This is a genomic window from Nonomuraea composti, from assembly GCF_012034275.1.
GTDB classification, from domain to species: Bacteria; Actinomycetota; Actinomycetes; order Streptosporangiales; family Streptosporangiaceae; genus Nonomuraea; species Nonomuraea composti.
The window spans coordinates 54,880-77,629 of record NZ_JAATEP010000026.1; the positions used below are offsets into that span (position 1 = coordinate 54,880).

A 22,750-nucleotide genomic window follows, 5' to 3' on the forward strand; every position below is an offset into this window, starting at 1 on the left:
AGTAAACATGCGTATACTCAAGTGGGATAAATCTGTAAGAAGGGGATGTTGTGTCTTGGTAGCCCAGGCGCAGGCCGCATCACCCACGAAGCAGCGCACCTACACCCACCGCGAGATCCTCGAGGTCATGTCCGGGCTGATGCTCGCGATGCTCACGTCGATGATCTCGACCTCCGTGGTGGGCACCGCGCTGCCGACGATCGTGGGCGAGCTAGGCGGTCAGGACCAGTACTCATGGGTCGCGAGCGCGACCATGCTGACGATGACGGTCTCCACGCCACTGTGGGGCAAGCTGTCCGACCTGTTCGGCCGCAAGTTGCTCTTCCAGACCGCGCTGGGGTTGTTCGTCGCGGCGTCGCTGGTGGCGGGCCTGTCCCAGAACATGGGGCAACTCATCGCCGCCCGCGCCGTACAGGGCCTGGGTGTCGGTGGTCTGTCGGCTCTGGCCCAGGTGATCCTCGGGGACATCGTCTCCCCCCGCGAGCGCGGCCGCTACTCCGGCTACATGGGGGCCGTCTTCGGCATCTCCACCGTCGCGGGGCCGCTGCTCGGCGGGTTCATCGTGGACGCCGACTGGCTCGGCTGGCGCTGGTGCTTCTACGTCGTCGTGCCGTTCGCCCTCGTGTCGTTCATCGTCATCCAGAAGGTGCTGAAGCTGCCGAAGGTCAAGCGCAGCACCTCGATCGACATCTGGGGCGCCACGACCATCACGGCCAGCGCGAGCGCGCTGATGCTGCTGCTGACGCTGGGCGGCAACGAGTTCGAGTGGAACTCCGGCTGGACGTACTTCCTGGGTGCGGTCGCCCTGCTCATGCTGGCCCTCGCGGTGCTGTCCGAGCGGACCGCCCGCAACCCGATCCTGCCGCCCCGCCTGTTCCGCAACCGCACGTTCGTGCTGACCAGCCTCGCCTCGCTGTTCGTCGGCATGGCGATGTTCGGCGCGATGATCTACCTGCCGCAGTACCTGCAGATCGTCAAGGGGCTCAGCCCGACCAAGTCCGGCCTGATGACGCTGCCCATGGTGGTGGCGCTGTTCCTGGCCGGCGTGATCTCCGGCAAGATCGTCACCCAGACCGGCAAGTGGAAGATCTTCCCGGTCGCCGGCCTGCTCATCGTGGCCGTCGGCCTGTTCCTGCTGTCCCGCCTGCACGTCGATTCCAGCGAGTGGCTGATCGGGTTCGACGTGGCCGTGCTGGGCATCGGGCTCGGCCTGTCCATGCAGATGCTCATCCTGGCCGCGCAGAACGGCTCCGAGCTGCGTGACATGGCCTCCACCACGTCCGGCGTGTCGTTCTTCCGGTCGCTGGGCGGCGCCGTGGGCGTGGCCGCGTTCGGCGCCATCCTGACGAGCCGCCTCAAGGACGAGATCGCCGAGATGTTCGCCGCCGCGCACATCCAGACGGCCGGCGGCGCCGACGTCAAGCTCGGCAGCCCCAGCCAGATCCAGATGCTGCCGGCGCCGATCAAGAACATCGTGCTGGAGGCGTTCACGCGCGGCCTGGAGACCGTCTTCATGGTCGGCGTGCCCATCGCGCTGCTCGGCTTCCTCGCCACGCTCTTCCTCAAAGAGCTGCCGCTGCGCGGGACGAGCGGCCCCGCGACCCCCGAGCCCAAGCCGCTCAGCAAGGACGACCTCGTCCTCGCCGGGCTGCTGCTGGAGCTCATCTCCCAGCGCGTCGAGCGGGTGAACGGCAAGCGCTCCGCGCTCCTCACCGCCGTCGCCAAGCTGGCGCCGCCTGACGACCGCTCAGAGCGCGAGCGGGCGAGATCGGTCGTGCACACCGTGCTGCGGCCCACCTCGCGCGCTCTGATCGCGCAGGCCACGCCCCCGCAGAAAGACCTCGTCACAGGAGGAATCTCTCAATGATCCGCAAGTTCGTGGGCGCCGTCGCGGCCGCCCTGGCCGTCCTGGCCGGGCTGTGGCTGATGATCGCCCCCTTCGCCCTCGGCACCCAGCCGGAGGACGCCGACTGGACGAACGCCACCCAGTCCGAGTTCTTCACCGGCCTCGGCGTCGCCGTCGTGGGCCTCGTGGGCGCGATCGCCTTCGTGCTCGCCATCCACGAGGAGCTCGTCGTCCGCGGCCTCGTCGTGCCCAAGCCGCGCCAGGCCGAGCCCGAGCCGGAGCCCGTCCCCGTGGCCGCCGCCCCGCAGGCCAGCTCCGCCGAGCTGGCCACCCTGCTCGCGCCCCTCGTCGAGGCGCTGCGCGAGGACCTCAACCACAACCCCCGCGCCGGCGAGCACCGCCAGAACGGCAAGGCCCCCCTGGTCGGGATGGAGGAGAACCGATGAAGGCCAAACTGGGCGTCGGCGCCCTGATCGTGCTGTTCCTCGCCGGCCTCTGGCTGGTCGCGGCCCCCTTCGCGGTCGGCTACCAGCCGCGCGGCGCCTCCTACGTGGACGCGACGGTCAACGACCTGTGGCTCGGCGGCGGGATCGCCGCGCTCTCGTTCGTCGCCCTCGTGATCTACGCGGCCGACGCCCTGCGCGACCTCGCCCGCCGCGGCAAGCACGCCGACTCCTGACGCGAGTCATGCCGTGTTCGGCAGTGGTGCTGACCCTGGTGCCGACCCGCGGTGGGAGCCCACGACGGGCCGGCTCCCCGCGGGGCGGTTCGAGATCGGCAAGGACGGTGCCGGCCTGCTCGTGGTCGGCTTCGACGGATCGGGCCCGAGCCGCAACGCGCTCGCGTACGCGGCCGGGCTCGCCCGGCGCGACGGCGCCGCGTTGCTCATCGCGTTCGTGGAGTCGCTGAACACCGCCTCCCTCTGGTTCTTCGCCGGGTCGCCGATCATCCCCGACTCGGCCGCCGACCTGGCCGAGGAGCTGCGGGACGAGCTGCGCGACGCCGGGGTGCCGTGGCAGTTCGTCAGCCTGCGCGGCGACCCGGCCAGGGCGCTGGAGAGCCTGGCCAGCACCCACATGGCCGACGGCATCGTGGTGGGGCGCTCGCGGTCGCCGTGGCGCGGCTCGGTGGCGGCCCATCTGGCCAAACGCGCGCATCGTACGGTGCTGGTCGTCCCCTGACCCGCGCCCCACTCGTCCCTCGCCCCCGCGCGCACCCTTGACCCGCGCGCCTCGCTCGTCCCCTGACCCTCGCCCCTCGCCCCTCGCCCCTCGTCCTCTCGGCCCTCGTCTCAGGCGACGCGAGGGTCACGGACGGCGCTGATAGTCCCCTGACCTGGTCGGACGTCGCATATGGTGGCCAGATGAGACGTGCTGCCGCCTTGGCGCTCGTGGTGCTCGGGGCCGTTTCGTGCGGCGCGGGACAGCCGGCCAGCGTGCCCGCGCCTGCCTCCACGACCTCGGCGCCCGACGACCAGGCGCTCGAAGAATCGCCCACGCCCGCGCCCGCGACGCCCTCGTCCACCGGGCCGCCCGCGTTCAGCTCGAAGGTCTCGCGGGTCTCCCGCGACCGGCTCCCGTACTCGTGGCGCCCCGGCTGCCCGGTCCACTACCGGGACCTGCGGCTGGTCACGCTGTCGTACTGGGGCTTCGACGGAAAGCCGCACACCGGCGAGCTGGTGGTGCGCGCGACGGTCACCGGCGACATCGAGAAGGTCTTCAGGAAGTTGTACGACTGGCGCTGGCCGATCAGGCAGATGAAGCTGGTGGACGCGTACAAGGCGGACGACTTCGACTCGATCGACGCCGACAACACCTCGGCCTTCAACTGCCGCCGTGCTACCGGGTCGAGCAACTGGTCAAATCACGCATACGGGGAAGCAATAGACATCAATCCCCGCGAGAACCCATATGTCACCGCGAGTGGCAGCACGGCACACCAAAATGCCAAGAAGTTCACCGAGCGCCCAATTAGCGGTAAAGGTGTGGTTAACCCTGGCGACAAGGTCGTCAAGGCCTTTGCCAAGGTGGGCTGGGAGTGGGGCGGCTACTGGTCCGGAGCCAAGGACTACCAGCATTTCTCCAAGGGCGGAGGCTGAGAGAATTGCCCCATGGCGGCTAAGGACGGCGACGGGTGGGCCGAGTGCGCCCAAGGTCACCGGCACTGGGGGGTGCACGGCGCCTCCGGGCTGCTCGTCGTGCACCATGACGAGGCCGGGGTGCCGTACGTGCTGATGCAGAAACGCTCCTGGTGGAGCCACCACGGCGGCACGTGGGGGCTGCCCGGCGGCGCCCGCGACAGCCACGAGGACGCTGTCACGACCGCTCTGCGCGAGGCCCGCGAGGAGGCCGCGCTGGCCGGCGACGGGCTGCGCGTGCAGGGCGTCTACCTCGACGACCACGGCGGGTGGGCGTTCGAGACGGTGATCGCCGAGTCGGCCGAGCTGCTGGCCGCCGTGCCGGCCAACCGCGAGAGCACCGAACTGCGCTGGCTCCCGCTGCCCGAGGTCGCCGAGCGCAAGCTGCACCCCGGCTTCGCCGCCACGTGGAGCGACCTCCAGGGCGCGATCAGGCCCGAGACCGTCGTGCTCGACGTCGCCAACATCGTCGGCGCGCGGGCCGAGCGCGGCTGGTGGAACGACCGGCTGGGCGCGGCGACCCGGCTGCTGCACGACGTCTCGGGGCTGCGGCTGGCGCATCCCGTGCTGGCGCAGTGGTATCCGCGGATGGTGGCCGTCGTGGAGGGCGCCGCCAGGAGCGCGCCGGCCGTGCAGGGCGTCCACGTGGTCGCGGCCACCGGCAGCGGCGACGACACGATCGTCGACGTCGTGCGCCAGGCCAAGCCGTGGGAGCGGATGCTGGTGGTCACCGCCGACCGCGCGCTCAAGGACCGTGTCGCCCGCCTGGGCGCCGAGACGGTCGGCCCCAAGTGGCTGCTGTCACAGCTCAGCGGCTAGAGCCATGAAGGCGGAGCCCGGCGGGCAGGTGGCTAGAGCTCGGCGAGCACCACGCGGTCGAAGGCGGCCTTGAGGCCCGTCACGTCGAGCACCCGTTGGAGCACCCCGTGGACGTTCACGATGCCTAAGGAGCCGGCGTGCGCGGAGACCCTGCGCTGATGCTCCACCAGCACCCACAGGCCACTGGAGTCGCAGAAGTCGAGCTCCGCGGCGTCGATCACGACCGCCACCCGGCCCTCGGTGAACAACCGCACGAGGGCGTCTTTCAGCAGTGGCGCCGTGAGCTTGTCGAGGTCACCGGTGAGGCGCACGAGCGCGTCGGAATCGCCGCGCTGCACCTCGACGTTGAGATCCGCCACCTCCTGAACGTACACCCCTGTCACCACAGCCGCTATCGTGGTTTCCGCACAGGAGGGTTCGCATAGTGGACGAGTGCAGCCGCCTTGAAAGCGGCCAGGTCAGCGATGGCCTCGTGGGTTCGAATCCCACACCCTCCGCCACCCGCTCCAGGGCTTCTGACCTGCCCTGATGCACAGCTGAGCCACCCTGGTCAAGCCAGAACTGTGTGGCGCCCCCGATAGTGTCACTCAGAGTAATTGAATCGCTACCTTCCGTGTCGAAGGGTTGTGGATCTCCTCGCCCCCGAACCGGAGGTACCTCGTGGCACGTATCGCTCGTAAGGTCGTCGCTCCGCTCGCCGCCGCGCTCACCGCCCTGCCCGCCCTGACCGCGGCCGCGCCCGCCTCGGCCGCCCGGCAGGCCGCCCCGGCCGCGTACTTCGTGATGACCGACATCACCCGCGAGCAGTTCGTCGTCCAGATCACCGATCCCGACAAGATCCGGCACGCCCGCGAGCTGGTCAGCGGCGAGACCGGCGAGCGGCCCCACGTCGTCGGCCGGATCGCGAAGCAGAGGGCCCCCTACAACGGGCGCTGGAGCTACCACTTCCGGCCCGAGACGGTCGACTTCTTCGACGTGGCCATCGAGGTGTGCGACGCCACGATCCCCTACGTCGAGGACCACCTGGACGAGGCCGGCGGGCCGTTCCTGCCCGGGCTCGTCTTCTGCCCATGGACCTCGCGGCTGGTCAGGGAGCTGCCCGCACCCTGACCCCCGCCAGGGAGGCGTGCCGCGCTGCCGGCCGCTCGCACCGGCAGCGTGCCGTCTCACTCCCTGATGCCCGCGAAGCCGTCGCCCACGCAGGCGGCGAGCTGCAGGTACGCATCCCGCGTCGGCTCCTGGAGGCGGTCGAGGTCGATCTCCGCGCCCTCCTCCAGATGCGGGTCGTACGGCACCCGGATCACCGCGCGGCACCGGGCCGCGAAGTGGGCCTCCAGCTTCTTGATGTCCACCGCCGACTTCGACCGGGGCCTGACGCTGCACAGCACCACGGTCGCGTTCTTGACCAGGTCGGCGTAGTGGTGCGCCTCCAGCCAGTCGAGCGTCGCGGAGGCGGCCCTGGCGCCGTCGACGGACGGGGAGCTGACCAGCACGATCTGGTCGGCCAGCCCGAGCACGCCGCCCATCGCGGAGTGCAGCAGGCCCGTGCCGCAGTCGGTGATGCAGATCGAGTAGAAGTTCTCCAGCACCTGAGAGACGGCCTGGTAGTCGGAGCCGCTGAACGCCTCGGAGACCGACGGGTCGCGGTCGGAGGCCAGCACCTCCAGCCGCGACGGCGCCTGCGAGGTGAACGCCCTGATGTCGACGTAGCGCTTGACCTGGTCGCGCTCGTTGAGCAGGTCGCGCACGGTGGCCGAGGTCTCCAGGACGAGCTTGTCGGACAGCGTGCCCCGGTCGGGGTTGGCGTCCACCGCGATGACGCGGTCGCCGCGCACCTGGGCGAGGGTGGCGCCGAGGCCGACCGTGGTCGTGGTCTTGCCCACGCCGCCCTTCAGGCTCAGCACGGCCACGCGGTGGTGCCCGGCCGTGACCGGGGTCCGGGCCCTGGTGACCAACTCGCGGCGGCGGCGCACCTCGGGCGACTCGCCCGGCTTGATCCAGCCGCCGGACGCCTTGTAGACGAGGCGGCGCCAGCCCTTGGCGGGGGCGTTACGCCGGCCGCGCAGCAAGGACTCCGGGTCGAGGCTCTCGGCGGTCGGGCGGCCGGTGAGCGGCGGCTTCGGCGACGAGGTGAACACCGGCGTGGGAGCCGGGCGGCGGCGCGGCGGCGGCGGGATCTCGCGCTCGGCGGGCCGCCACTCGGGCTGATCGGTCCGCTGCCGCTGCTCGGGCTGGTCGGCGCGCTGCCGCCGCAACTGCCGCGGCTCGGGTGCGTCGGTGCGTTGCTGCCGCAGGTCGGACGTCTCCTGCGAGCGGTCGGCAGTCTCCTGCGAGCGGCCGGCGGTCTCCTGAGCGCGGGCGGACGTCTCCCGAGCGCCGTCGGGGATCTCCTGGGCGCGATCGGAGGAGGAGCGCTCGCCCCAGTGGGAGCGGTCCTGCTGCTGCTCCGACCACGTGAGGCGCTGCTCCTGACCGCGGCCCTCCGGCTCGTCCCACTGCGGGCGGTCACTCCTCGGCAGCGTCTCCGGCGACTCGGCGGCCCACTGCGGGACGTCGGCCCGCGGCAGGGTCTCCGGCGACTCGGCGGCCCACTGCGGGATGTCGCCCCCCGGCGCCTCGGCCCATGAAAGCGCGGGCTTGTCCTGCGACTCGGCCCACTGCGGCAGGTCGGCGCGCGGCGGCTCGGCGGGCGTCGGGGCGGGCTCCTCCGCCGCCGGAGCCGCCGAAGCTGCCGGAGCAGCCGGGGTTGCCGGTTCCTCCCAGGACGGCCGCTCGTTGCGCAGCTGGGTGTCGGCCCACGCGGCCTTCTCGGGGGCCGGCGGCGGCTCCTCCGCGCGTGCCTCCGCGCGTACGGACTCATCCGCGCGAGCGGGCTCATCGGCGGGAGCGGCCGGGGTCTCCTCCGCGCCCGGCCGCGGCCAGTCGGGCGGCTGCACCCAGGCCGTCTCCTCCCCGGAGGGCGGCCACGCCGTCTCCTCGCTTGAGGGCGGCCACCTGGTCTCCTCGGCCCGTTCGGGACGGGCCTCGGCCTGCTCCGGCGGGACGAACGACAGCGAGGGGTAGGCGTCGGTGTCGTCGGGGCGCGGCAGCGGCTTCAGCGGCGCGTGGAAGGGGTCGTCCTCGGGCGGGGCGGGCTCTTCCCTGACGGCGGCCCGGCCGAGCCATTCCCCGGCCTCGCTCTCCCGCTCGGGGGCCTCCTCGGCCGCCTCGGCGCCGTACACGGAGTCGACGGCCGCGCGGAACAGCGGCGGCGTCGGGGTGTCGTGGTGCTGGGGCACCAGGGACCACGGGTCCTGGGGGTACGGCGATGCGACCGGCTCGTCGGCGGCAACGGCCGAGGCGCTGACGGGAACGGGCTCCTCGTCCGACTCCTTGATCGCGTCCAGCCAGGCCAGCTGTTCCTCGAGAGATTCCTCTCGATCGTGTCTTGCCACCGTGTTCCCCCTCGGGTGGGTCTAAAGGGGCAGCAAATACCTTGCAGATTATCGCCATGGGTAACCGCGGAGCCCGGCAACCCACAACTTCTTTGCCCGGCTACCGTGGTTCGCATGCGAGCCATTGAGATCGCCGGCCCGGGCGGACCAGAGGTGCTGGAGTGGCGTGAGGTGCCGGATCCACAGGTGGAGCGCGGAGACGTGCTCATCGACGTGACCGCCTCGGCGGTGAACCGGGCCGACGTCCTGCAACGGCAGGGATTCTACGACCCGCCGCCCGGCTCGCCGCCGTACCCGGGGCTGGAGGTCTCGGGGGTGGTGGCCGAGGTCGGGGCGGACGTCGAGCAGTTCAAGCCGGGGGACGAGGTGTGCGCGCTGCTCGGCGGCGGCGGTTACGCCGAGCGCGTAGCCGTGCCGTGGCAGCAGGTCATGCCGGCGCCCGCCGGTGTGCCGCTGCGCGAGGCCGCCGGGCTGCCCGAGGTGGCGTGCACCGTCTGGTCGAACGTGTTCATGGTCGGCCGGCTGCGCGAGGGCGAGACGCTGCTGGTGCACGGCGGCGCCAGCGGGATCGGCACGTTTGCGGTGCAGCTCGCCAAGGCGCTCGGCGCGCACGTCGTCACCACCGTCGGCTCGGCCGCCAAGGGCGAGCAGGTCAGGGAGCTGGGCGCGGACGAAGTGATCAACTACCGCGAGGAGGACTTCGCGGACAAGGTGCGCGCCGACGTCATCCTCGACATCATGGGCGCGAAGTACCTCGCGGGCAACGTCCGCGCGCTGCGCACCGGCGGGCGGCTGGTGATCATCGGGCTGCAGGGCGGCCGCAAGGGCGAGATCGACCTCGGCGCGATGCTCTCCAAGCGGCTGTCGGTGCACGCCACGACGCTGCGCGCCCGCCCTGCGGACGAGAAGGGCGTCATCGTGCGCAGCGTCGTCGACAACGTCTGGCCCCTGGTCGAGGCGGGTGCGGTGAAGCCTGTCGTCTACGCCGAGGTGCCCATGGCCGAGGCCGCCGAAGCTCACCGAATGTTGGATTCGGGAGAGCACGTCGGCAAGATCCTGCTAGTACGGTGAGTGTTATGAATGCTGAGGACAACAACACCCCCCACATCGTGGTGGTGGGCCCCGACTTCCAAGGTCAGGGCGATAACGGCGAAGATGATCGATCGGTGACCAACCTGGTCGAGCAGCCCGCCAAGGTGATGCGCATCGGCAGCATGATCCGCCAGCTTCTCGAAGAGGTCCGCGCGGCCCCGCTCGACGAGGCCAGCCGCAAGCGGCTGAAGGAGATTCACGAGTCCTCCATCAAGGAGCTCGAGGACGGGCTGGCGCCGGAGCTGGTGGACGAGCTGGAGCGGCTCTCGCTCCCGTTCACCGACGACAACGGCACCCCGCCGAGCGAGGCGGAGTTGCGCATCGCGCACGCCCAGCTGGTGGGTTGGCTCGAAGGGTTGTTCCACGGCATCCAGACCACGCTGTTCGCGCAGCAGATGGCGGCTCGTGCCCAGCTTGAGCAGATGCGCAGGGCGCTGCCCGGCGCGCCTGGCGTGCCGGGTGAAGAGGGCGGGCGCCCGCACGGCGGCTCCGGCCCCTACCTGTAGGGGCGCCGGCGCCCCTGCCGCCCGTAACGGCTGCGGCGGCCCCTGCTGCTGTCCGTAGCGGCTTCGGTGCCCCTGCTATCCGTAGCGGCGCGAGCGCCTGCTGCAGATAGCCGCTGGACGCGGCTATCTGTAAAGCTCCTCAAGCACTCGGGCGACGCCGTCGTCGTCGTTGGCGGCGGTCACGTGATCGACCGCCGCCAGCACGTCCGGATGCGCGTTGGCCACCGCGTACGACGTGCCTGCCCAGCTCAGCATGGGCAGGTCGTTCGGCATGTCACCGAACGCGACGGTCTGCGTGTCCTTGATCCCGTGCTGCGCCGCGAACGCCGCGAGCGCGCTCGCCTTGGTGACGCCCTGCGCGCTCATCTCGATCAGGCCCCTCCGGCTGGAGTGCGTGGCCGTGACCAGGTGCCCCACCAGCTCGTCCACGATGGCCTGCAGCTCGTCGGCGCCCATGGCGGCGTGCAGGGCGAGCAGCTTGGCGCAGGGCCGGGCGGTCACCGAGTCGACCCGCACCGCTCCCTGGTGCCGGTCCAGGCCGCCCAGCAGGAAATCGGACTCATGCGCAAAACCGGCTTCATACTCGACCGAAAATACGAGTTCGGGCACGTTCGCTCTTAGCTGAGCGACGACTTCCTCGAGTACCTCCACGGTGATGAGGTGAGATTCCACTATCCGTTCGGTATGGAGATCGTAGATCAGGGCTCCGTTCGCGCAGATGGCCAGGCCACGGTGGCGGACGGCGGCGGCGACCCCGCTCATCCACCGGGGCGGACGCCCGGTCACGAACGCGAGCACAGCGCCGGATTCCTCGACCTTGCCGAAGGCGGCGACCGTGCGGGGAGACACGGTTCCGTCCGTACGCAAGGCGGTACCGTCGAGGTCGGTGGCCACTAGCCGCGGCGCGGGAAGACTCTGCATAACAGGTTCCAGTTTGCCCGGTGATGCCGCCGGACAGAAATCTTCCTGAGGACGGGAACACCAACGCTCCAGAATGGTGTTAGATGTGATGGCGTTGTATTAGCTGATCCCGTAGTGAAAACCAGCATGACTTTGTCTGAGCCACCCCGGGTGCTTGCTGTACGACACACCGGGACCCACGAGGTGTGGGTCCCATAGATTCACATCCTGAGGGAGAGCTTTTATGGCTCAGGGAACCGTCAAGTGGTTCAACGCCGAGAAGGGCTTCGGCTTCATCGCCCCGGACGGCGGTGCGCCGGACGTGTTCGTTCACTTCTCCGAGATCGTCGGCAACGGCTACCGCAGCCTTGAAGACGGCCAGCGGGTCGAGTTCGAGATCACGCAGGGACAGAAGGGGCCGCAGGCCTCTCAGGTCCGGGCCCTCTAACCCACCTGTAGCAGCGAGATAGACCGGGGTTCGCTCCCAGCGAGCTCCGGTCTTTTGCTTGTCCGGGGCCAGGAGTTCCGGTCCTTCCGGCGCCCGGGTCTCGGGCCGGCCGAAGCGTGAGAAAGATCACGAAGGCGGTGTCGGATCGGTCACGGGTGTGACTCGACTCACACACCTCCCGAACCGCCCGCCTCGCCCGGCCATCGACCTGAGTATGAGGTACGCGTGGTTGTGTCACCCCGTGACCATTGCCGGGGTCCTCGTGCTCTTGGTCAACGACCACCTGCTCAAACAGTCATGGCCCGGCCCCGTCACGGGCAAGCTCAGCGACGTCGCCGGGCTCGTCGTGGCGCCCGCGCTGCTGGCCCTGGTGTTCTGGCGGCGCGCCGACCTGGCGGCGACCGTACTCACCGGTGTGCTCTTCACGGCCGTCAAAACGACGGAGACGGGCGCGGAGCTGGCTTCCCAAGCCTGGACCCTCGTGGCGGGCCCGTCACGCGTCCTGGCCGACCCTACGGACCTCCTGGCGCTACCAGCCCTCGCCCTGGCGTGGTGGGTACGGCGGCGCACCCTCGGCCACCCCGGCTCGGCCCGCCGGCGGGTCATCGTGACGATGCCGCTGGCCGTGCTCGCCGTCGCCGCCACCTCGGGCCCGATCCCACCACCCTCGGCCACGGCCGTGGAGGTGAGCCCCTCGGGGCGCATCACCGTCCACACGGACCGGATGCTGGACCTGGTGTCGGAGGACGGCGGCCGCACCTGGACGGAGCGGACCGGCGAGGGCACAGAACGGCCGGCGCAGAGCGCCCAGTGCGTCCCCTGGCAGCCCGCCCGCTGCTACCGCCTGGTCGAGGGCCGGATGGCCGTGGAGCAGTCCGACGACACCGGCGTCACGTGGCACACGTCCTGGGAGCCGTCGGCGGATGACCTGAAGCGGCTGAGCCGGCAGTACCGGCCCGACGGGCTGCGCTCGCGGTCACTGGCCGTGCGGGAGCAGCCGAACGGGCAGCACGTCGTCGTCGTGGCGGACGGCATGGCGGGCATCACCGTCCGCGACCCGTCGGGCACGTGGCGGCAGCTCGGCTGGCCCGGCACCGAGGCGGCCGAGGTGGGCGTGGAGCCCGAGCAGAACGTGGCGATCTTCCTCGCCGCCTGCATGCTGTTCGCCGGGGCGGGAGCCGGGATGCGCCAGTTCACCCTGGCCTACACCGGCTCCGCGCTCGCCGCCTGCTCGGGTCTGCTGCTCCTGGTGCGCTCCGAAGTCCTGCCGCCGTACCCGGAGGTCGTCCTGGGCGTGCCCGTCGTCCTCATCGGGGCGGCACTGCTCCTGGCGGGCGTCACGGTCTGCCTCGTGCTGGCCATGGCAGGCAAGGCCCGCCCGGCCTCCGCCGCCATCGGGGCGCTGGCCGCGCCGCTCGTCTACGGGGCCGTCTACCTGCCGTTCACGGGCTGGGCGCGGGGCACGCCGGACTCGTACACGCTCGCGCTCGCGATCGCCGTCCTGCTGACCGGCCTGGTCGTGCTGGCGAGCGCCGCCGCCATCAGGAGGGACGCCCGCCGCGCGACTGCCGGCTACTTCGCCGGCTCCAGCACGTCGAGGCCCACGTAGGGCCGCAACGCCTGAGGGACCACCACGGAGCCGTCGGCCTGCTGGTGGTTCTCCAGGATCGCCACGATCCAGCGGGTCGTGGCGAGCGTGCCGTTGAGCGTGGCCAGGTGCTGCGGCTTGCCGTCCTTGTCGCGGTAGCGGACGGCGAGCCTGCGCGCCTGGAACTCGGTGCAGTTGGACGTCGAGGTCAGCTCGCGGTAGCGGCCCTGCGTGGGGATCCACGCCTCGCAGTCGAACTTGCGGGCCGCCGACATGCCGAGGTCGCCCGCCGCCGTGTCGATGACGCGGTACGGGACCTCGATCTTGGCCAGCATCTCCTTCTCCCAGCCGAGCAGCCGCTGGTGCTCCTCGTGGGCGTCCTCCGGCCGCACGTACGAGAACATCTCGACCTTGTCGAACTGGTGCACCCGGATGATGCCCCTGGTGTCCTTGCCGTAGGAGCCCGCCTCGCGGCGGAAGCACGACGACCAGCCGGCGTACCGCAGCGGCAGGTCACCGGCGTCGAGGATCTCCTGGGCGTGGTAGCCCGCCAGCGACACCTCGGAGGTGCCGACGAGGTAGAGGTCGTCCTCCGGAAGCCGGTAGATCTCCTTGTCGTGGGCCACGTGGAAGCCGGTGCCCTGCATGGTCTCCGGCTTGACGAGCACCGGCGTGATCATCGGCGTGAACCCGGCCTCGATCGCCTGCTGCATCGCCATGTTGAGCAGGCCGAGCTGCAGCCGCGCGCCGACGCCCTTGAGGAAGAAGAAGCGCGAGCCCGAGACCTTGGCGCCCCGCTCCATGTCGATGGCGCCCAGGGCCTCGCCCAGCTCCAGGTGGTCCTTCGGCTCGAAGTCGAACGTGCGCGGCTCGCCGTGCGTCTCCAGCACGACATAGTCGTCCTCGCCGCCGGGCGGTGCGCCCTCCTCGACGATGTTGGGCACCGTCTGGAGCACCTCGTCGAGCTCGGCGCCCAGCTTCTCGGCCTCCGACTCGGCGGCCTTGACCTGGCCCGCGAGCTCCTTGGCGCGCTGGAGCAGCGCCGCCTTCTCCTCGCCCTGCGCCCTGGAGACCGACTTGCCCATGCTCTTCTGCTCGGCGCGCAGCGACTCGAACGAGGTCAGCGCGGATCGGCGGCGCTCGTCGAGGTCGAGCAGCGTGTCGACGACCGAGTCGTCCTCGCCGCGGGCACGCTGCGACGCCCGTAGCCGGTCGGGGTCCTCACGAAGGGTACGCAGGTCAATCACAAGGGCAAGGCTACCGGCGCACGGAGGCGCCGCGCCCCTGCTTTCCCGCGTACGCGGTCAGGTGCTTCAGACCTGCCCGGCCCTGACCTTGGCCAGCCAGTCGCCCGCCTCCGCGAACTCCGGGTCGGACGTGCCCCGCTTGATCTGCGGCGCCACGCCGTCGGCCCGCGGATAGCTGCCGAGGAAGCGCACCTCGCCGCAGATCCGGTGCAGCCCCGCGATCGCCTCGCCCACGCGGGCGTCGGCGACGTGCCCCTCGAAGTCGAAGTGGAAGAAGTAACGCCCGATGCCGTCGCCGGTCGGCCGCGACTCGATGCGCGTCAGGTTGACCCCGCGCACGGAGAACTCGGTCAGCATCTCCAGCAGCGCGCCCGGGTGGTCGTCGGCCAGGAAGACCACCAGCGTGGTGCGGTCGGAGCCGGTCGCCTCCGGCAGCGGCCCCGGACGGCTCACCTTCACGAACCTGGTCACGGTGTCGGAGCGGTCGCCGATGTGGCCGGCCAGCTCCACCAGCCCGTAGTGCTCGCCGGCGATGCGCGCGGCGATCGCGGCGTCGTACGGGGAACCGGGCAGCGACACCTCCTGCGCGGCGGCGGCCGTGGACGGGGCCGCCACCACGACGGCGTCGGGCAGCTCGCGCGAGATGTAGGCGCGGCACTGCGTGATCGCCGCCGGATGCGTGTAGACCCGCTTGATGTGCGGAATCTCGGTGCCGGGCCGGGCCAGGAGCGAGAACTGCACGGGCAGCAGCAGCTCGGCGTTGATCAGCAACGGCTCGCCCCAGGCGAACTCGTCGAGCGTCGTGGTGATCGCACCCTCGATGGAGTTCTCCAGCGGCACCACCGCGCCGTCGGCGTCGCCGGAGCGGGCGGCGTTCAGCGCGGCGCTCACGGTGGCGCAGGGCAGGCGCTCGGCGGTGGGGTCGAGGAGCCGCAGGGCCTCTTCGGTGAAGGTCCCTTCCGGTCCGAGATAGGCGAGTCTGGGCATGCTTACAGGCTATCCGCAGGTGGACAGCGCCCGCCGCCATTTCGGCCACCGAGTCACCGTACGGGCTCAACTCACAGCAGCTCGGCGGCCCGGCACGCGACCACGGGACCGTGCCCCAGCCTGGCGGCCCGTACCGCCTCTTCCTCCTCCGGCGACAGCGGCTGCTGCCCCTTCCCGCCCACCACGCCCCGCACGTACGTACGGGTCTCGCTGCGCCCGTTGATGGACGTCAGCACGATCCCGTCACCCAGCCCGTTGATCATCGCCACGGAGAACGACAGCCGCCCGGTCATCTCCGACAGCGCGTCGTACCGGCACACCGCGACGTCCCTGATCGCCTTGAGATCGCCGCGCCCCTCGCTGATCTGCCGCGAGAGCATCCGCTGGCAGTCTTCCACCGTGGCCCTGGCCTGGCGCAGCGCCAGGTAACCGATCATCACGCCACTGATTCCGGCGACGACGCCCACGATCACCCATGTGGTAACGAGCACGGCACCGAGCGTAATGGCTGGGTCAAGCGATCCGGCGGCGTTTCGGCAGCCAGGACACCAACAACCACACCAGGGCCAGCGCACCCAGCCCGAACCCGTTCTGCACGATCTTGCCGAGCACCACGCTGACCCCAGGGATCTTCAGGCTGATCAGCGACACCCCCCACCACGGGACCGGCACCACGTAGAACAGCCACACCCCCGCCGCCACCCGCAGCCGCACCGGGTCCCGCCCGTCGCCCACGATCGCCGCCAGCACCACGACCACCCACGCCAGGTGGTGGATCCACGCCACCGGCGACAGCAGCACCGCCATCAGCCCCACCAGCGCGACCGCCGTGAGCGTGTCACCCGCCTTGTACGCCTCCCGCGCCCCCCGGAACCCGAACCAGCCCACCACGGCCACGATCACCGCCCAGACGAGCAGGGTCAGCCACTCCTGCGGCAGGTACAACCGGATCAGCATGCCGCGGATCGACTGGTTCGTCGTGGCCGCGTTCGCGCCCAGCCGTTCAGGATCGAGCAGCGCCGAGAACCAGAAGTCCGCCGCGTCCTGCGGGATCACCGCGAACGGCAGCAACGTGAGCACCGCCGCCGCGAACGACGCCATGAAGAACGTCCGCCACTGCCTCGTCACCAGCAGGTAGATCAGGAAGACGCCCGGAGTCAGCTTCACCGCCGTCGCCAGCCCGACCAGGAACCCCCGCGGCCACCACGGCCGCCTCGCCACGCAGTCCGCCAGGCACAACGCGACCAGCAGGATGTCCACCTGCCCGAACCTGACCTGGTCCCTGATCGGCATCAGGTACGTGCACAGCACCATGAGCAACGCGAATGCCCACGGCACGTACCTGCGCAGCGACTCCCGCTCCAGCACCTGACGGAACGACAGCCACACCGTCACGGCGAGCGCCACGAAGATCCCCGCCGTCCACACCCACTGCGCCGTCTCCCACGACATCCACGCCAGCACCACCGCCAGCATCGCGGCGATCGGCGGATACGTGAACGGCAGCAACTGCGGCGCGGGCGTGACGTAGTCGTACACCGGCCGCCCGTCGAGCAGCATCTGCCCGCCCGTACGGTAAACGTCCAGGTCCACGAGCCGCTGATCGTCGGGGTTCGTCAGCCACGTGTCCACCAGCGGCGCCACCGCGACCGCGACGACGAGCACCACGACCGCCCACGCCCACCACTGCCGCCGGATCACGCGCACCTCGCCACTTGTCACGGTGTGGCACGTTACCGTGGCTGTTGTTGATCGAGGGGCAGACTACTGGGGGTCCGTACATGCCGAACGCCACGCCGCGCCCGCGCGAGGCCCGGTACGCACCACACCCCGCCCGCCGCCCCACCCGTACCCTCACCACCGCCCTCCTCGCCCTCCCCCTCACCTTCCTCCCCGTCGTCCCGGCCACGGCCCTGAGCACGGCCTCGGGCGCGCCCGCGCACATCACCAGAGACGCCGGCGGGGACGCTGCTACAGCCGCAAGCACCGGCCGGCGCGCGAGCGCGGACACGGCGGCCAGCACGGACCGGCACGCGAGCGCGAGCACGGCGGCCAGCACGGACCGGCACGCGAGCGCGAGCACGGACCGGCACGCGAGCGCGAGCACGGCGGCCAGCACGGACCGGCACGCGAGCGCGGGCACGGAGGCAGCGGCCGGCACCCTCTCAGCCACGAGCGCGCCTCAGGGGCGGGTGGCGCTCATCGGGGTGCCCGGGCTGGAGTGGAGCGACCTCGACGAGACGCGGACGCCCGCCCTGTGGCGGCTGGTCGCCGAAGGGGCCTCGGCCTCCCTGTCCACGCGGGCCGTCCCACCCCCCGACCGTGGCATCACGTGCCCCACGGCCGGCTGGCTGACCGTCTCAGCGGGCCAGCGAGCCGGTACGGAGGGCAAGGGCTGCCCGGCCCCGCCCACCCCTCAGCAGGAAGGCCAGGGCGCCACGGTCCCGAGCTGGGCCGCCCTGTCCGCGTACCAGGCGGAGACCGGCTACGACGCGAAGCTCGGCACGCTGGGCCAGCTCGTGACGGACGGAGGCGGGAAGGTCGCCGCGATCGGCCCGGGCGCCGCCCTGGCCGCCGCCGACAAGTCCGGAAATATCGCCAGATACACCCCCACCCTCGACACTCTCGACTCCCTGGGCGACCTCACCCCCTACAACCTGATCGTCCTCGACGCGTCCGCCCTCTCCGACGCCTGGTCGAAGCAGCCCCTCGACGAGTACGGCGTCCCCACCCCCCTCACGCCCGCCGCCCGCCAGGCCGCGGTGACCCAGGCGGACCAGCAGGTAGGCACCCTGATCAGCCGCCTCCCCACCGGCACCACCGTCCTGCTGGCCGGCATCTCCGACGTGACCCCGAACGCCCACCTCCACGTCGCCATCGCCACCGGCCCCTCCCCGGACGGTCGCCCGTACCCGCACGGCCACCTCACCGCGACCTCCACCCGCCAGGACGCCCTGGTCGCGATCACCGACCTCACCGCCACCACGATCCAGCTCCTCGGCCTGCCCGCCGCCCGCGAGGTGGTCGGCCGCTCCTGGCAACCCGGCGGCCCCGCCCCCGCCACACCGGCCGAGACGGTGACGGAACTGGCGGACGGAGACCTGGCCAGCCAGGTGCTGCGCGAGGTCCGCGGCCCGTTCTTCGCCGTCCTCGTCACAGTCCAGCTCCTCTTCTACGCCTTCGCCGCCCTGGCCCTCCGCCTCCGCCGCCGCCGCACCCAGACCCCAGAGGCCAACCCAACGGACGCCGCCACTGCAGACGCCCCAGCAACGGCCGCCACAGGAGCGGACGCCGAGCCAACGGACGCCGAGCCAACGGGCGCCGAACGTAAGGCCACACGCCATCCGGGCGCAGAGCACACAACCACGGACCGTGTGAGCAGCGTGGTAGCGGGCCCAATCGCAGGTGCAGGCGAAGGCGCCGGCCCGAGCACCGACGCAGGCACCGGCTCGGGCATGAGCACCGACGCAGGCACAGGCACGCCCTCGGACCTGGCCGCAAGCGCGGACGCAGGCGCGGGCACCTCCGTGGGCCCACTCGCGACCGCGGGCACGGGAGCGGGCGCGGAGGCAGGGGTGGTGCAGGCGAGTGCCTCCAAGCTGCTCAAAGCCGTCCAACTCGTCGCCGTGCTCAGTGGCGCGATCGCCATCTCCACGTTCCTGGCCCAACTGGTCCCCTGGTGGACCCTGCCGGTCCCGATGTTGTCGGTGATCGTGACGATTCTGGGCATCGCCGCCCTCATCACCGCCCTCGCCTTCGCGGGCCCCTGGCGGGCGCACGTGCTGGGCCCGCTGACCGTGGTGGCCGCCGTCACCTCGCTCGCGCTCCTGATCGACGTCATGACCGGGTCGAAGCTCCAGGTGAACGCCGTCACCGGGTACGAGCCCGTGACGGGCGGGCGGTTCTACGGGTTCAGCAACATCGCCTTCGCCATCTACGCCACTGGCACCGTGCTCGGGCTGGCCGGGGTGGCTCAGTGGCTGCTCGGCCGGGGGGTGTCGAGGGTCGTGGTGGTCGCGTTGTGTTCGGTGTACGGGGCGTTCGCGGTCTTCGCGGACGGGTGGCCTTCCTGGGGAGCGGACTTCGGGGGTGTGCCGGCGTTCGTGATCGGGCTGGCGGTGTTCCTTCTGCTGCTGTCAGGCAAGCGGGTGTCGTTGCTGCGGCTGGTCGTGGTCGGGCTGGCAGGGGCCGCGATCGTGGGGGCGCTGTCGGTGGTGGACTGGTTGCGGCCGGAGACCCAGCGCACCCACCTGGGCACCTTCGTGCAGCAGATCATCGACGGCCAGGCGTGGACGGTCGTCGGGCGCAAGTTCGGTGCCATGGTGGGGGTGACGGTGGGGAACTGGTCGCTGACCCTCCTCTCGCTGGTCGCGCTGGCCTTCCTGTTTCTGGTGCTGGCCCGCCCGTCGCGCTGGGGCGCCGCCGCCCTCGGGCTGGCCTACCGGGAGGCCCCGGCGTTCAGGGCGGGCTTGTTCGGGGCTCTGACGTGCGCTTTCGTCGGCTTCCTCATGAACGACTCGGGCATCGCCATCCCCGCTATGGCGCTGACGGTGGCGGTGCCGCTGACGCTCGCGGCCTGCGTGCGGGCCCTGCAGCTCGCCACGCCCACACCACCAGCGCCACGGTCAGAGCCAGCAGCACCCAGGCGAGCTGGGGCCTGAGCTCCTTGCTGAGCCAGTCGAGCTCGGGCGGCACCCCGTCGACCCGGGCGGGCAGGTACGCCAGCGACAGCACCAGCAGGTGCCCCACCAGGAACGTGTCGAGGGCGGAGGCCGCGACCAGGGCCAGCAGCCCGAACGCCAGCCCGTCGTACCAGGGCAGGATGTACGGCGTGGCGAACAGGTAGGCCACCATCAGCCCCGCCGCCACCACCGGCGCCTCCAGCCCCCGGCCGACGCCCATGCCAGTGCCCGGGGCGTCGGGCGTGCCCCCGGGGCCCGGCATGCCGACTGTGCGCGGTGAGCCCGCCACACCCAGCGTGCCAGGCGCGCCCGCCGCATCCGGTATGCCGCCCAGCGCGTCTGGCTTGCCGAGCGCGCCGGGCTTGCCCAGCGCCTCCAACTCGCCTAGCGGCTCGCCGAGCGTGTCCGGCTGGGCCAGCGCGCCGCCCGGCCCTCCAGGCTTGTCAGACACGCCTGGCGAGCGCAGCGGGGTCAGCATTCCCCGGCGGGAGGCCAGGCGGAGCAGGGCCCAGGCGATGAGCGCCAGGAGCAGGAGCGAGCCGGCCTGGATCTCGCCCCGGTACGCGCTCCCGGGGCCCACGACGACCTGGATCCACCCCTGCACCAGCTTCCAAGGGGAGGCGTGCGAGATCGACTTGCTCGTGCGGGTCATTGGGGCGATCGCCTCCGGCCCGACGATCGCGTAGCCGGCCACGACCACCGCGACCGCGCAGCCCGCCATGAGGGCCAGCCGGCGGGGGTGCCGGCGCAGCTCCCAGGCCGGGCCGAGGGCGACGAGGCCGGCGTTGACCTTGATCGCGACCCCCAGGCCCAGCAGGGCGCCGGCGCCGACGGGGCGGCTTCTGGCCAGGAGGGCGGCGACCATGCAGGCGATGGCGAGCGTATCGGCGTGCATGCCCGCGACGAGCTGGTAGAGCAGGAGCGGGTTGGCCGTCCACAGCAGCGCCGCCCGCAGGCGCCTGGCGGGGTCGTCGCGGGTGAAGCGGTCGAGGAGCAGGGCGGTCGCGATGAACGCGGCGGCGTTGACGGCGGCCAGGACGAACATCGTCAGCCTGAGCGAGTCTCCGCCGATCCAGCTCGCCAGCGCCTGCACGGCGGTGGCCACGGGGCCGTAGACGCTCGGCTCCTCCCGCCACGGCCTCTCCACGGCGTCGGCGATGGGATCGCCGGGCAGGTCGTCGGCCCCGTGCGTGTAGGGGCTCAGGCCCAGGGTCACCATGCGGCCGTACGCCGCGTAGTTGAGGTGGTCGCCGGAGCCCGAGGGCGGCAGGAAGGCGAGAACACCGGCCGCCACGCACCCCGCCAGCACGAACACCCGCGCCTCCGGCAGCCGCCCGAACCAGGGCTCGCGGAGGGCGAGCAGCAGCCCGAGGCCGCCGAGGACGACGGCGGTCGCCGCCAGGGCGATCACCAGGCGCGCATCGGGCCCGACGCCCAGCGAGAAGGGCGGGTGCCAGGCCGGCCCGCCCAGGGCGGGGACCATCGCCGACGGGCCCAGGAGCCCGATGGTGATCGTCAGCAGGATCGAGACGCCGATCGCCGCCGTGGCGGCCCCTGCCGGCCGGGCCCGCGCCCGGATGCGATGCGTCTGCGAAGTCACCGGGAAATTCCAGCACACTCGCGAGACGCCTACCGACGAACGGCCCCCGCCTGTGGACAACCCGCGCCGGAACGATCCCTGCGACCGCCCGCCTGTGGACAACCCGCCGTCCATCGACTCCCGGCGGCGCCGACCTGCGGAAAAGCGGTCACTCCCCGGTCAGCCCGTCCACAGACTCCCGGATGAGGTCGGCGTGGCCGTTGTGCCGTGCGTACTCCTCGATCATGTGCACGAGGATCCACCGCACATTGACCTTGCGCCCATCACCCCACGCCCGCGTGGACAGCCGGTCCAGGCCGCCATCGGCCAGCGCCTCGTCCAGCAGGGCGCGGGAGCGCGACACGGCGTCCTGCCACAGCTCGCGCAGCTCCTCAGGGGTGTTCGCGGTGGCGGAGTGCCAGTCCCAGTCGGGGTCGGCCTTCCAGTCCACCGTGCCCCACAGGGGCTGGCCCTCGCGGTCGTGCAGGAAGCGGGCGAACCAGAAGTCCTCGACGTACGCCAGGTGCTTGAGCATCCCGCCCAGCGTCATCGAGGACACGCCCACGGTGGCCTTGAGCCCGGCCGCGTCCAGTCCGGCGGTCTTCCACGCGAGGGTGGCGCGGTGGTACTCCAGGTAGCCGACGAGGGTGGCGAGCTCTCCCTCGGCGAGCGGTGGTTCGGGGCGGCCTTGCTCATCTATGTCCGGCATGCCGGAAGTGTAGGCGCCGGGACGATCAACCGCACCGCCGGTGGTCACCGGTGCCGGAGCTTGTCGAGGTTGTGGACGACGACGGGCTCGCGCACCGCCAGCGCCCGCGCGACGTCCCGCAACTGCCGGGCCCGGTGCAGCTGCGCCCGCCAGTCGGTGCCGGTGGCCCGGTGGGCCATGTCCACCTCGACCTCGAGGACGCGGTATCCCTGGCGCAGCAGGTCGATGGTCAGCGCCGTCTCCACGCCGAACCCGTGCGCCAGCGGGCGCGCCGCCTCGAACGCGGCCCTGGTCAGGCAGCGCTGGCCGTTGAGCGGCTGGGCGGGGTCGAAGCCGGTGGCGCGGCGGATGCCCTCTTTGGACAGCCGTACGACTAAGCCGTGCCCGCCCAGCTTCACCCGCGTGGTGAACACGGCGATCGTCATGTCGGCCGTGCCCTCGCGCACGGGCGCGATCAGCGGCGCGGCGGCCTGGGCCGTCTCGCCGAGGTCGGCGTCGAGGAAGAGCAGGTGGCGCGGGGCGGTGTCCTCGTCGAGCAGGCGTACGGCCTCGGCGCCCGTCTCCATGGCGGCGGCCTTGCCGCGGTTGCGGCTGTGGCGCACCACCCTGGCTCCGGCCGCGCGGGCCACCCTGCCCGTCTGGTCGGTCGAGCCGTCGTCGACGACCACGACGAGGTCGACGCCGGGCAGGGCGGCGGCGGCCTTGACGGTGGCCTCGATGCGGTCGGCCTCGTTGACGGCGGGAATGACGACCGCCGTGTCACCACTCACCGGTCA

At 71.6% G+C, this 22,750-nt stretch carries 21 protein-coding genes, 1 tRNA gene and 1 pseudogene; 13 read left to right on the top strand and 10 right to left on the bottom strand.

All coding sequences use genetic code 11. The features are described 5' to 3' along the window. Window positions 1-55 precede the first annotated feature (55 nt). From HCN51_RS31920 to HCN51_RS31945, 6 genes are all read left to right on the top strand, one after another. Window positions 56-1,867 (top strand): MDR family MFS transporter, encoded by a 1,812-nt coding sequence (locus HCN51_RS31920; RefSeq protein ID WP_240973464.1) that lies wholly within the window; start codon window positions 56-58, stop codon window positions 1,865-1,867. Next, window positions 1,864-2,292, top strand: a complete 429-nt coding sequence (locus tag HCN51_RS31925) for a hypothetical protein (protein ID WP_168014551.1) — start codon at window positions 1,864-1,866, stop codon at window positions 2,290-2,292. The genes HCN51_RS31920 and HCN51_RS31925 overlap by 4 nt, the downstream gene beginning before the upstream one ends. Continuing rightward, complete coding sequence (locus tag HCN51_RS31930; protein WP_080043920.1) at window positions 2,289-2,525, top strand: hypothetical protein; 237 nt, start codon at window positions 2,289-2,291, stop codon at window positions 2,523-2,525. The genes HCN51_RS31925 and HCN51_RS31930 overlap by 4 nt, the downstream gene beginning before the upstream one ends. A gap of 13 nt (window positions 2,526-2,538) precedes the next feature. Continuing rightward, window positions 2,539-3,027, top strand: coding sequence for a universal stress protein (locus tag HCN51_RS31935; RefSeq protein WP_168014553.1), 489 nt, complete (start codon window positions 2,539-2,541; stop codon window positions 3,025-3,027). Window positions 3,028-3,209: 182 nt separating this feature from the next. Beyond that, window positions 3,210-3,944 carry a M15 family metallopeptidase gene (locus tag HCN51_RS31940; RefSeq protein ID WP_168014555.1) on the top strand — a complete coding sequence of 245 codons (735 nt, stop codon included), beginning with the start codon at window positions 3,210-3,212 and terminating at the stop codon, window positions 3,942-3,944. A gap of 12 nt (window positions 3,945-3,956) precedes the next feature. Further along, window positions 3,957-4,802, top strand: coding sequence for an NUDIX hydrolase (locus HCN51_RS31945; protein WP_168014557.1), 846 nt, complete (start codon window positions 3,957-3,959; stop codon window positions 4,800-4,802). A gap of 32 nt (window positions 4,803-4,834) precedes the next feature. Here HCN51_RS31945 and HCN51_RS31950 read toward each other — a convergent pair whose 3' ends face one another. Further along, the gene (locus HCN51_RS31950) at window positions 4,835-5,188 is read right to left on the bottom strand and encodes an anti-sigma factor antagonist (protein WP_168014559.1); all 354 of its coding nucleotides are present in this window, start codon (window positions 5,186-5,188) and stop codon (window positions 4,835-4,837) included. Window positions 5,189-5,212: 24 nt separating this feature from the next. Between HCN51_RS31950 and HCN51_RS31955 the strand changes: the two genes are divergently transcribed. Together HCN51_RS31955 and HCN51_RS31960 are read left to right on the top strand one after the other, a co-directional pair. Beyond that, window positions 5,213-5,302: transfer RNA gene (locus HCN51_RS31955), tRNA-Ser, on the top strand. Window positions 5,303-5,462: 160 nt separating this feature from the next. Further along, entirely contained in the window at window positions 5,463-5,912 is a 450-nt protein-coding gene (locus HCN51_RS31960) for a BP74-related protein (protein ID WP_346433865.1), read from the top strand. A 56-nt stretch (window positions 5,913-5,968) separates the two neighbouring features. Here HCN51_RS31960 and HCN51_RS62480 read toward each other — a convergent pair whose 3' ends face one another. Continuing rightward, entirely contained in the window at window positions 5,969-8,236 is a 2,268-nt protein-coding gene (locus tag HCN51_RS62480; RefSeq protein WP_346433866.1) for a nucleotide-binding protein, read from the bottom strand. Between the two features lie 114 nt (window positions 8,237-8,350). Between HCN51_RS62480 and HCN51_RS31970 the strand changes: the two genes are divergently transcribed. Then, complete coding sequence (locus HCN51_RS31970) at window positions 8,351-9,307, top strand: NAD(P)H-quinone oxidoreductase (protein ID WP_168014561.1); 957 nt, start codon at window positions 8,351-8,353, stop codon at window positions 9,305-9,307. 5 nt (window positions 9,308-9,312) lie between these two features. Beyond that, window positions 9,313-9,834 (top strand): bacterial proteasome activator family protein, encoded by a 522-nt coding sequence (locus HCN51_RS31975; protein WP_080043975.1) that lies wholly within the window; start codon window positions 9,313-9,315, stop codon window positions 9,832-9,834. Window positions 9,835-9,957: 123 nt separating this feature from the next. Here the strand turns inward: HCN51_RS31975 and HCN51_RS31980 are convergent, their stop codons facing one another. After that, window positions 9,958-10,728: an HAD family hydrolase gene (locus tag HCN51_RS31980; protein WP_346433867.1), complete on the bottom strand. Its 771-nt coding sequence runs from the start codon at window positions 10,726-10,728 to the stop codon at window positions 9,958-9,960. A 250-nt stretch (window positions 10,729-10,978) separates the two neighbouring features. Here HCN51_RS31980 and HCN51_RS31985 point away from each other — a divergent pair, with 250 nt between their 5' ends. Together HCN51_RS31985 and HCN51_RS31990 are read left to right on the top strand one after the other, a co-directional pair. Continuing rightward, complete coding sequence (locus HCN51_RS31985) at window positions 10,979-11,182, top strand: cold-shock protein (protein WP_080043977.1); 204 nt, start codon at window positions 10,979-10,981, stop codon at window positions 11,180-11,182. Between the two features lie 241 nt (window positions 11,183-11,423). Next, complete coding sequence (locus HCN51_RS31990; protein WP_168014565.1) at window positions 11,424-12,791, top strand: hypothetical protein; 1,368 nt, start codon at window positions 11,424-11,426, stop codon at window positions 12,789-12,791. On the opposite strand, the gene serS is transcribed toward HCN51_RS31990, so the two are convergent. From serS to HCN51_RS32010, 4 genes are all read right to left on the bottom strand, one after another. Next, the gene (gene serS / locus HCN51_RS31995; protein WP_168014567.1) at window positions 12,755-14,017 is read right to left on the bottom strand and encodes a serine--tRNA ligase; all 1,263 of its coding nucleotides are present in this window, start codon (window positions 14,015-14,017) and stop codon (window positions 12,755-12,757) included. The genes HCN51_RS31990 and serS overlap by 37 nt on opposite strands. A 66-nt stretch (window positions 14,018-14,083) precedes the next feature. Further along, a complete protein-coding gene (gene pheA / locus HCN51_RS32000; protein ID WP_168014568.1) occupies window positions 14,084-15,004 on the bottom strand; it encodes a prephenate dehydratase in 921 nt (306 codons plus the stop codon). 71 nt (window positions 15,005-15,075) lie between these two features. After that, window positions 15,076-15,495 carry a DUF4446 family protein gene (locus tag HCN51_RS32005; protein ID WP_230465688.1) on the bottom strand — a complete coding sequence of 140 codons (420 nt, stop codon included), beginning with the start codon at window positions 15,493-15,495 and terminating at the stop codon, window positions 15,076-15,078. A 22-nt stretch (window positions 15,496-15,517) separates the two neighbouring features. Next, a complete protein-coding gene (locus HCN51_RS32010) occupies window positions 15,518-16,726 on the bottom strand; it encodes a glycosyltransferase 87 family protein (protein ID WP_346433868.1) in 1,209 nt (402 codons plus the stop codon). Window positions 16,727-16,785: 59 nt separating this feature from the next. Between HCN51_RS32010 and HCN51_RS32015 the strand changes: the two genes are divergently transcribed. After that, a complete protein-coding gene (locus HCN51_RS32015; protein WP_240973465.1) occupies window positions 16,786-19,665 on the top strand; it encodes a hypothetical protein in 2,880 nt (959 codons plus the stop codon). 514 nt (window positions 19,666-20,179) lie between these two features. On the opposite strand, the pseudogene mptB reads toward HCN51_RS32015, so the two are convergent. The 3 genes and pseudogenes from mptB to HCN51_RS32025 all read right to left on the bottom strand — a co-directional run. Next, window positions 20,180-21,400, bottom strand: a pseudogene (gene mptB, locus HCN51_RS60010) (polyprenol phosphomannose-dependent alpha 1,6 mannosyltransferase MptB); the annotation flags it as partial. 34 nt (window positions 21,401-21,434) lie between these two features. Beyond that, window positions 21,435-21,974, bottom strand: a complete 540-nt coding sequence (locus HCN51_RS32020; RefSeq protein WP_168014570.1) for a DinB family protein — start codon at window positions 21,972-21,974, stop codon at window positions 21,435-21,437. A gap of 44 nt (window positions 21,975-22,018) precedes the next feature. Further along, window positions 22,019-22,744: a glycosyltransferase gene (locus tag HCN51_RS32025; RefSeq protein ID WP_168014573.1), complete on the bottom strand. Its 726-nt coding sequence runs from the start codon at window positions 22,742-22,744 to the stop codon at window positions 22,019-22,021. Window positions 22,745-22,750: the final 6 nt, after the last annotated feature.

What these genes read in the sequence shown, in the direction of transcription:
- HCN51_RS31925 (WP_168014551.1), top strand. Translation starts at nt 1,864, where the DNA reads ATGATCCGCAAGTTCGTGGGCGCCGTCGCGGCCGCCCTGGCCGTCCTG.
- HCN51_RS31930 (WP_080043920.1), top strand. Translation starts at nt 2,289, where the DNA reads ATGAAGGCCAAACTGGGCGTCGGCGCCCTGATCGTGCTGTTCCTCGCC.
- HCN51_RS31940 (WP_168014555.1), top strand. Translation starts at nt 3,210, where the DNA reads ATGAGACGTGCTGCCGCCTTGGCGCTCGTGGTGCTCGGGGCCGTTTCG.
- HCN51_RS31945 (WP_168014557.1), top strand. Translation starts at nt 3,957, where the DNA reads ATGGCGGCTAAGGACGGCGACGGGTGGGCCGAGTGCGCCCAAGGTCAC.
- HCN51_RS31970 (WP_168014561.1), top strand. Translation starts at nt 8,351, where the DNA reads ATGCGAGCCATTGAGATCGCCGGCCCGGGCGGACCAGAGGTGCTGGAG.
- HCN51_RS31975 (WP_080043975.1), top strand. Translation starts at nt 9,313, where the DNA reads ATGAATGCTGAGGACAACAACACCCCCCACATCGTGGTGGTGGGCCCC.
- HCN51_RS31985 (WP_080043977.1), top strand. Translation starts at nt 10,979, where the DNA reads ATGGCTCAGGGAACCGTCAAGTGGTTCAACGCCGAGAAGGGCTTCGGC.
- pheA (WP_168014568.1), bottom strand. Translation starts at nt 15,004, where the DNA reads ATGCCCAGACTCGCCTATCTCGGACCGGAAGGGACCTTCACCGAAGAG.
- HCN51_RS32015 (WP_240973465.1), top strand. Translation starts at nt 16,786, where the DNA reads ATGCCGAACGCCACGCCGCGCCCGCGCGAGGCCCGGTACGCACCACAC.
- HCN51_RS32020 (WP_168014570.1), bottom strand. Translation starts at nt 21,974, where the DNA reads ATGCCGGACATAGATGAGCAAGGCCGCCCCGAACCACCGCTCGCCGAG.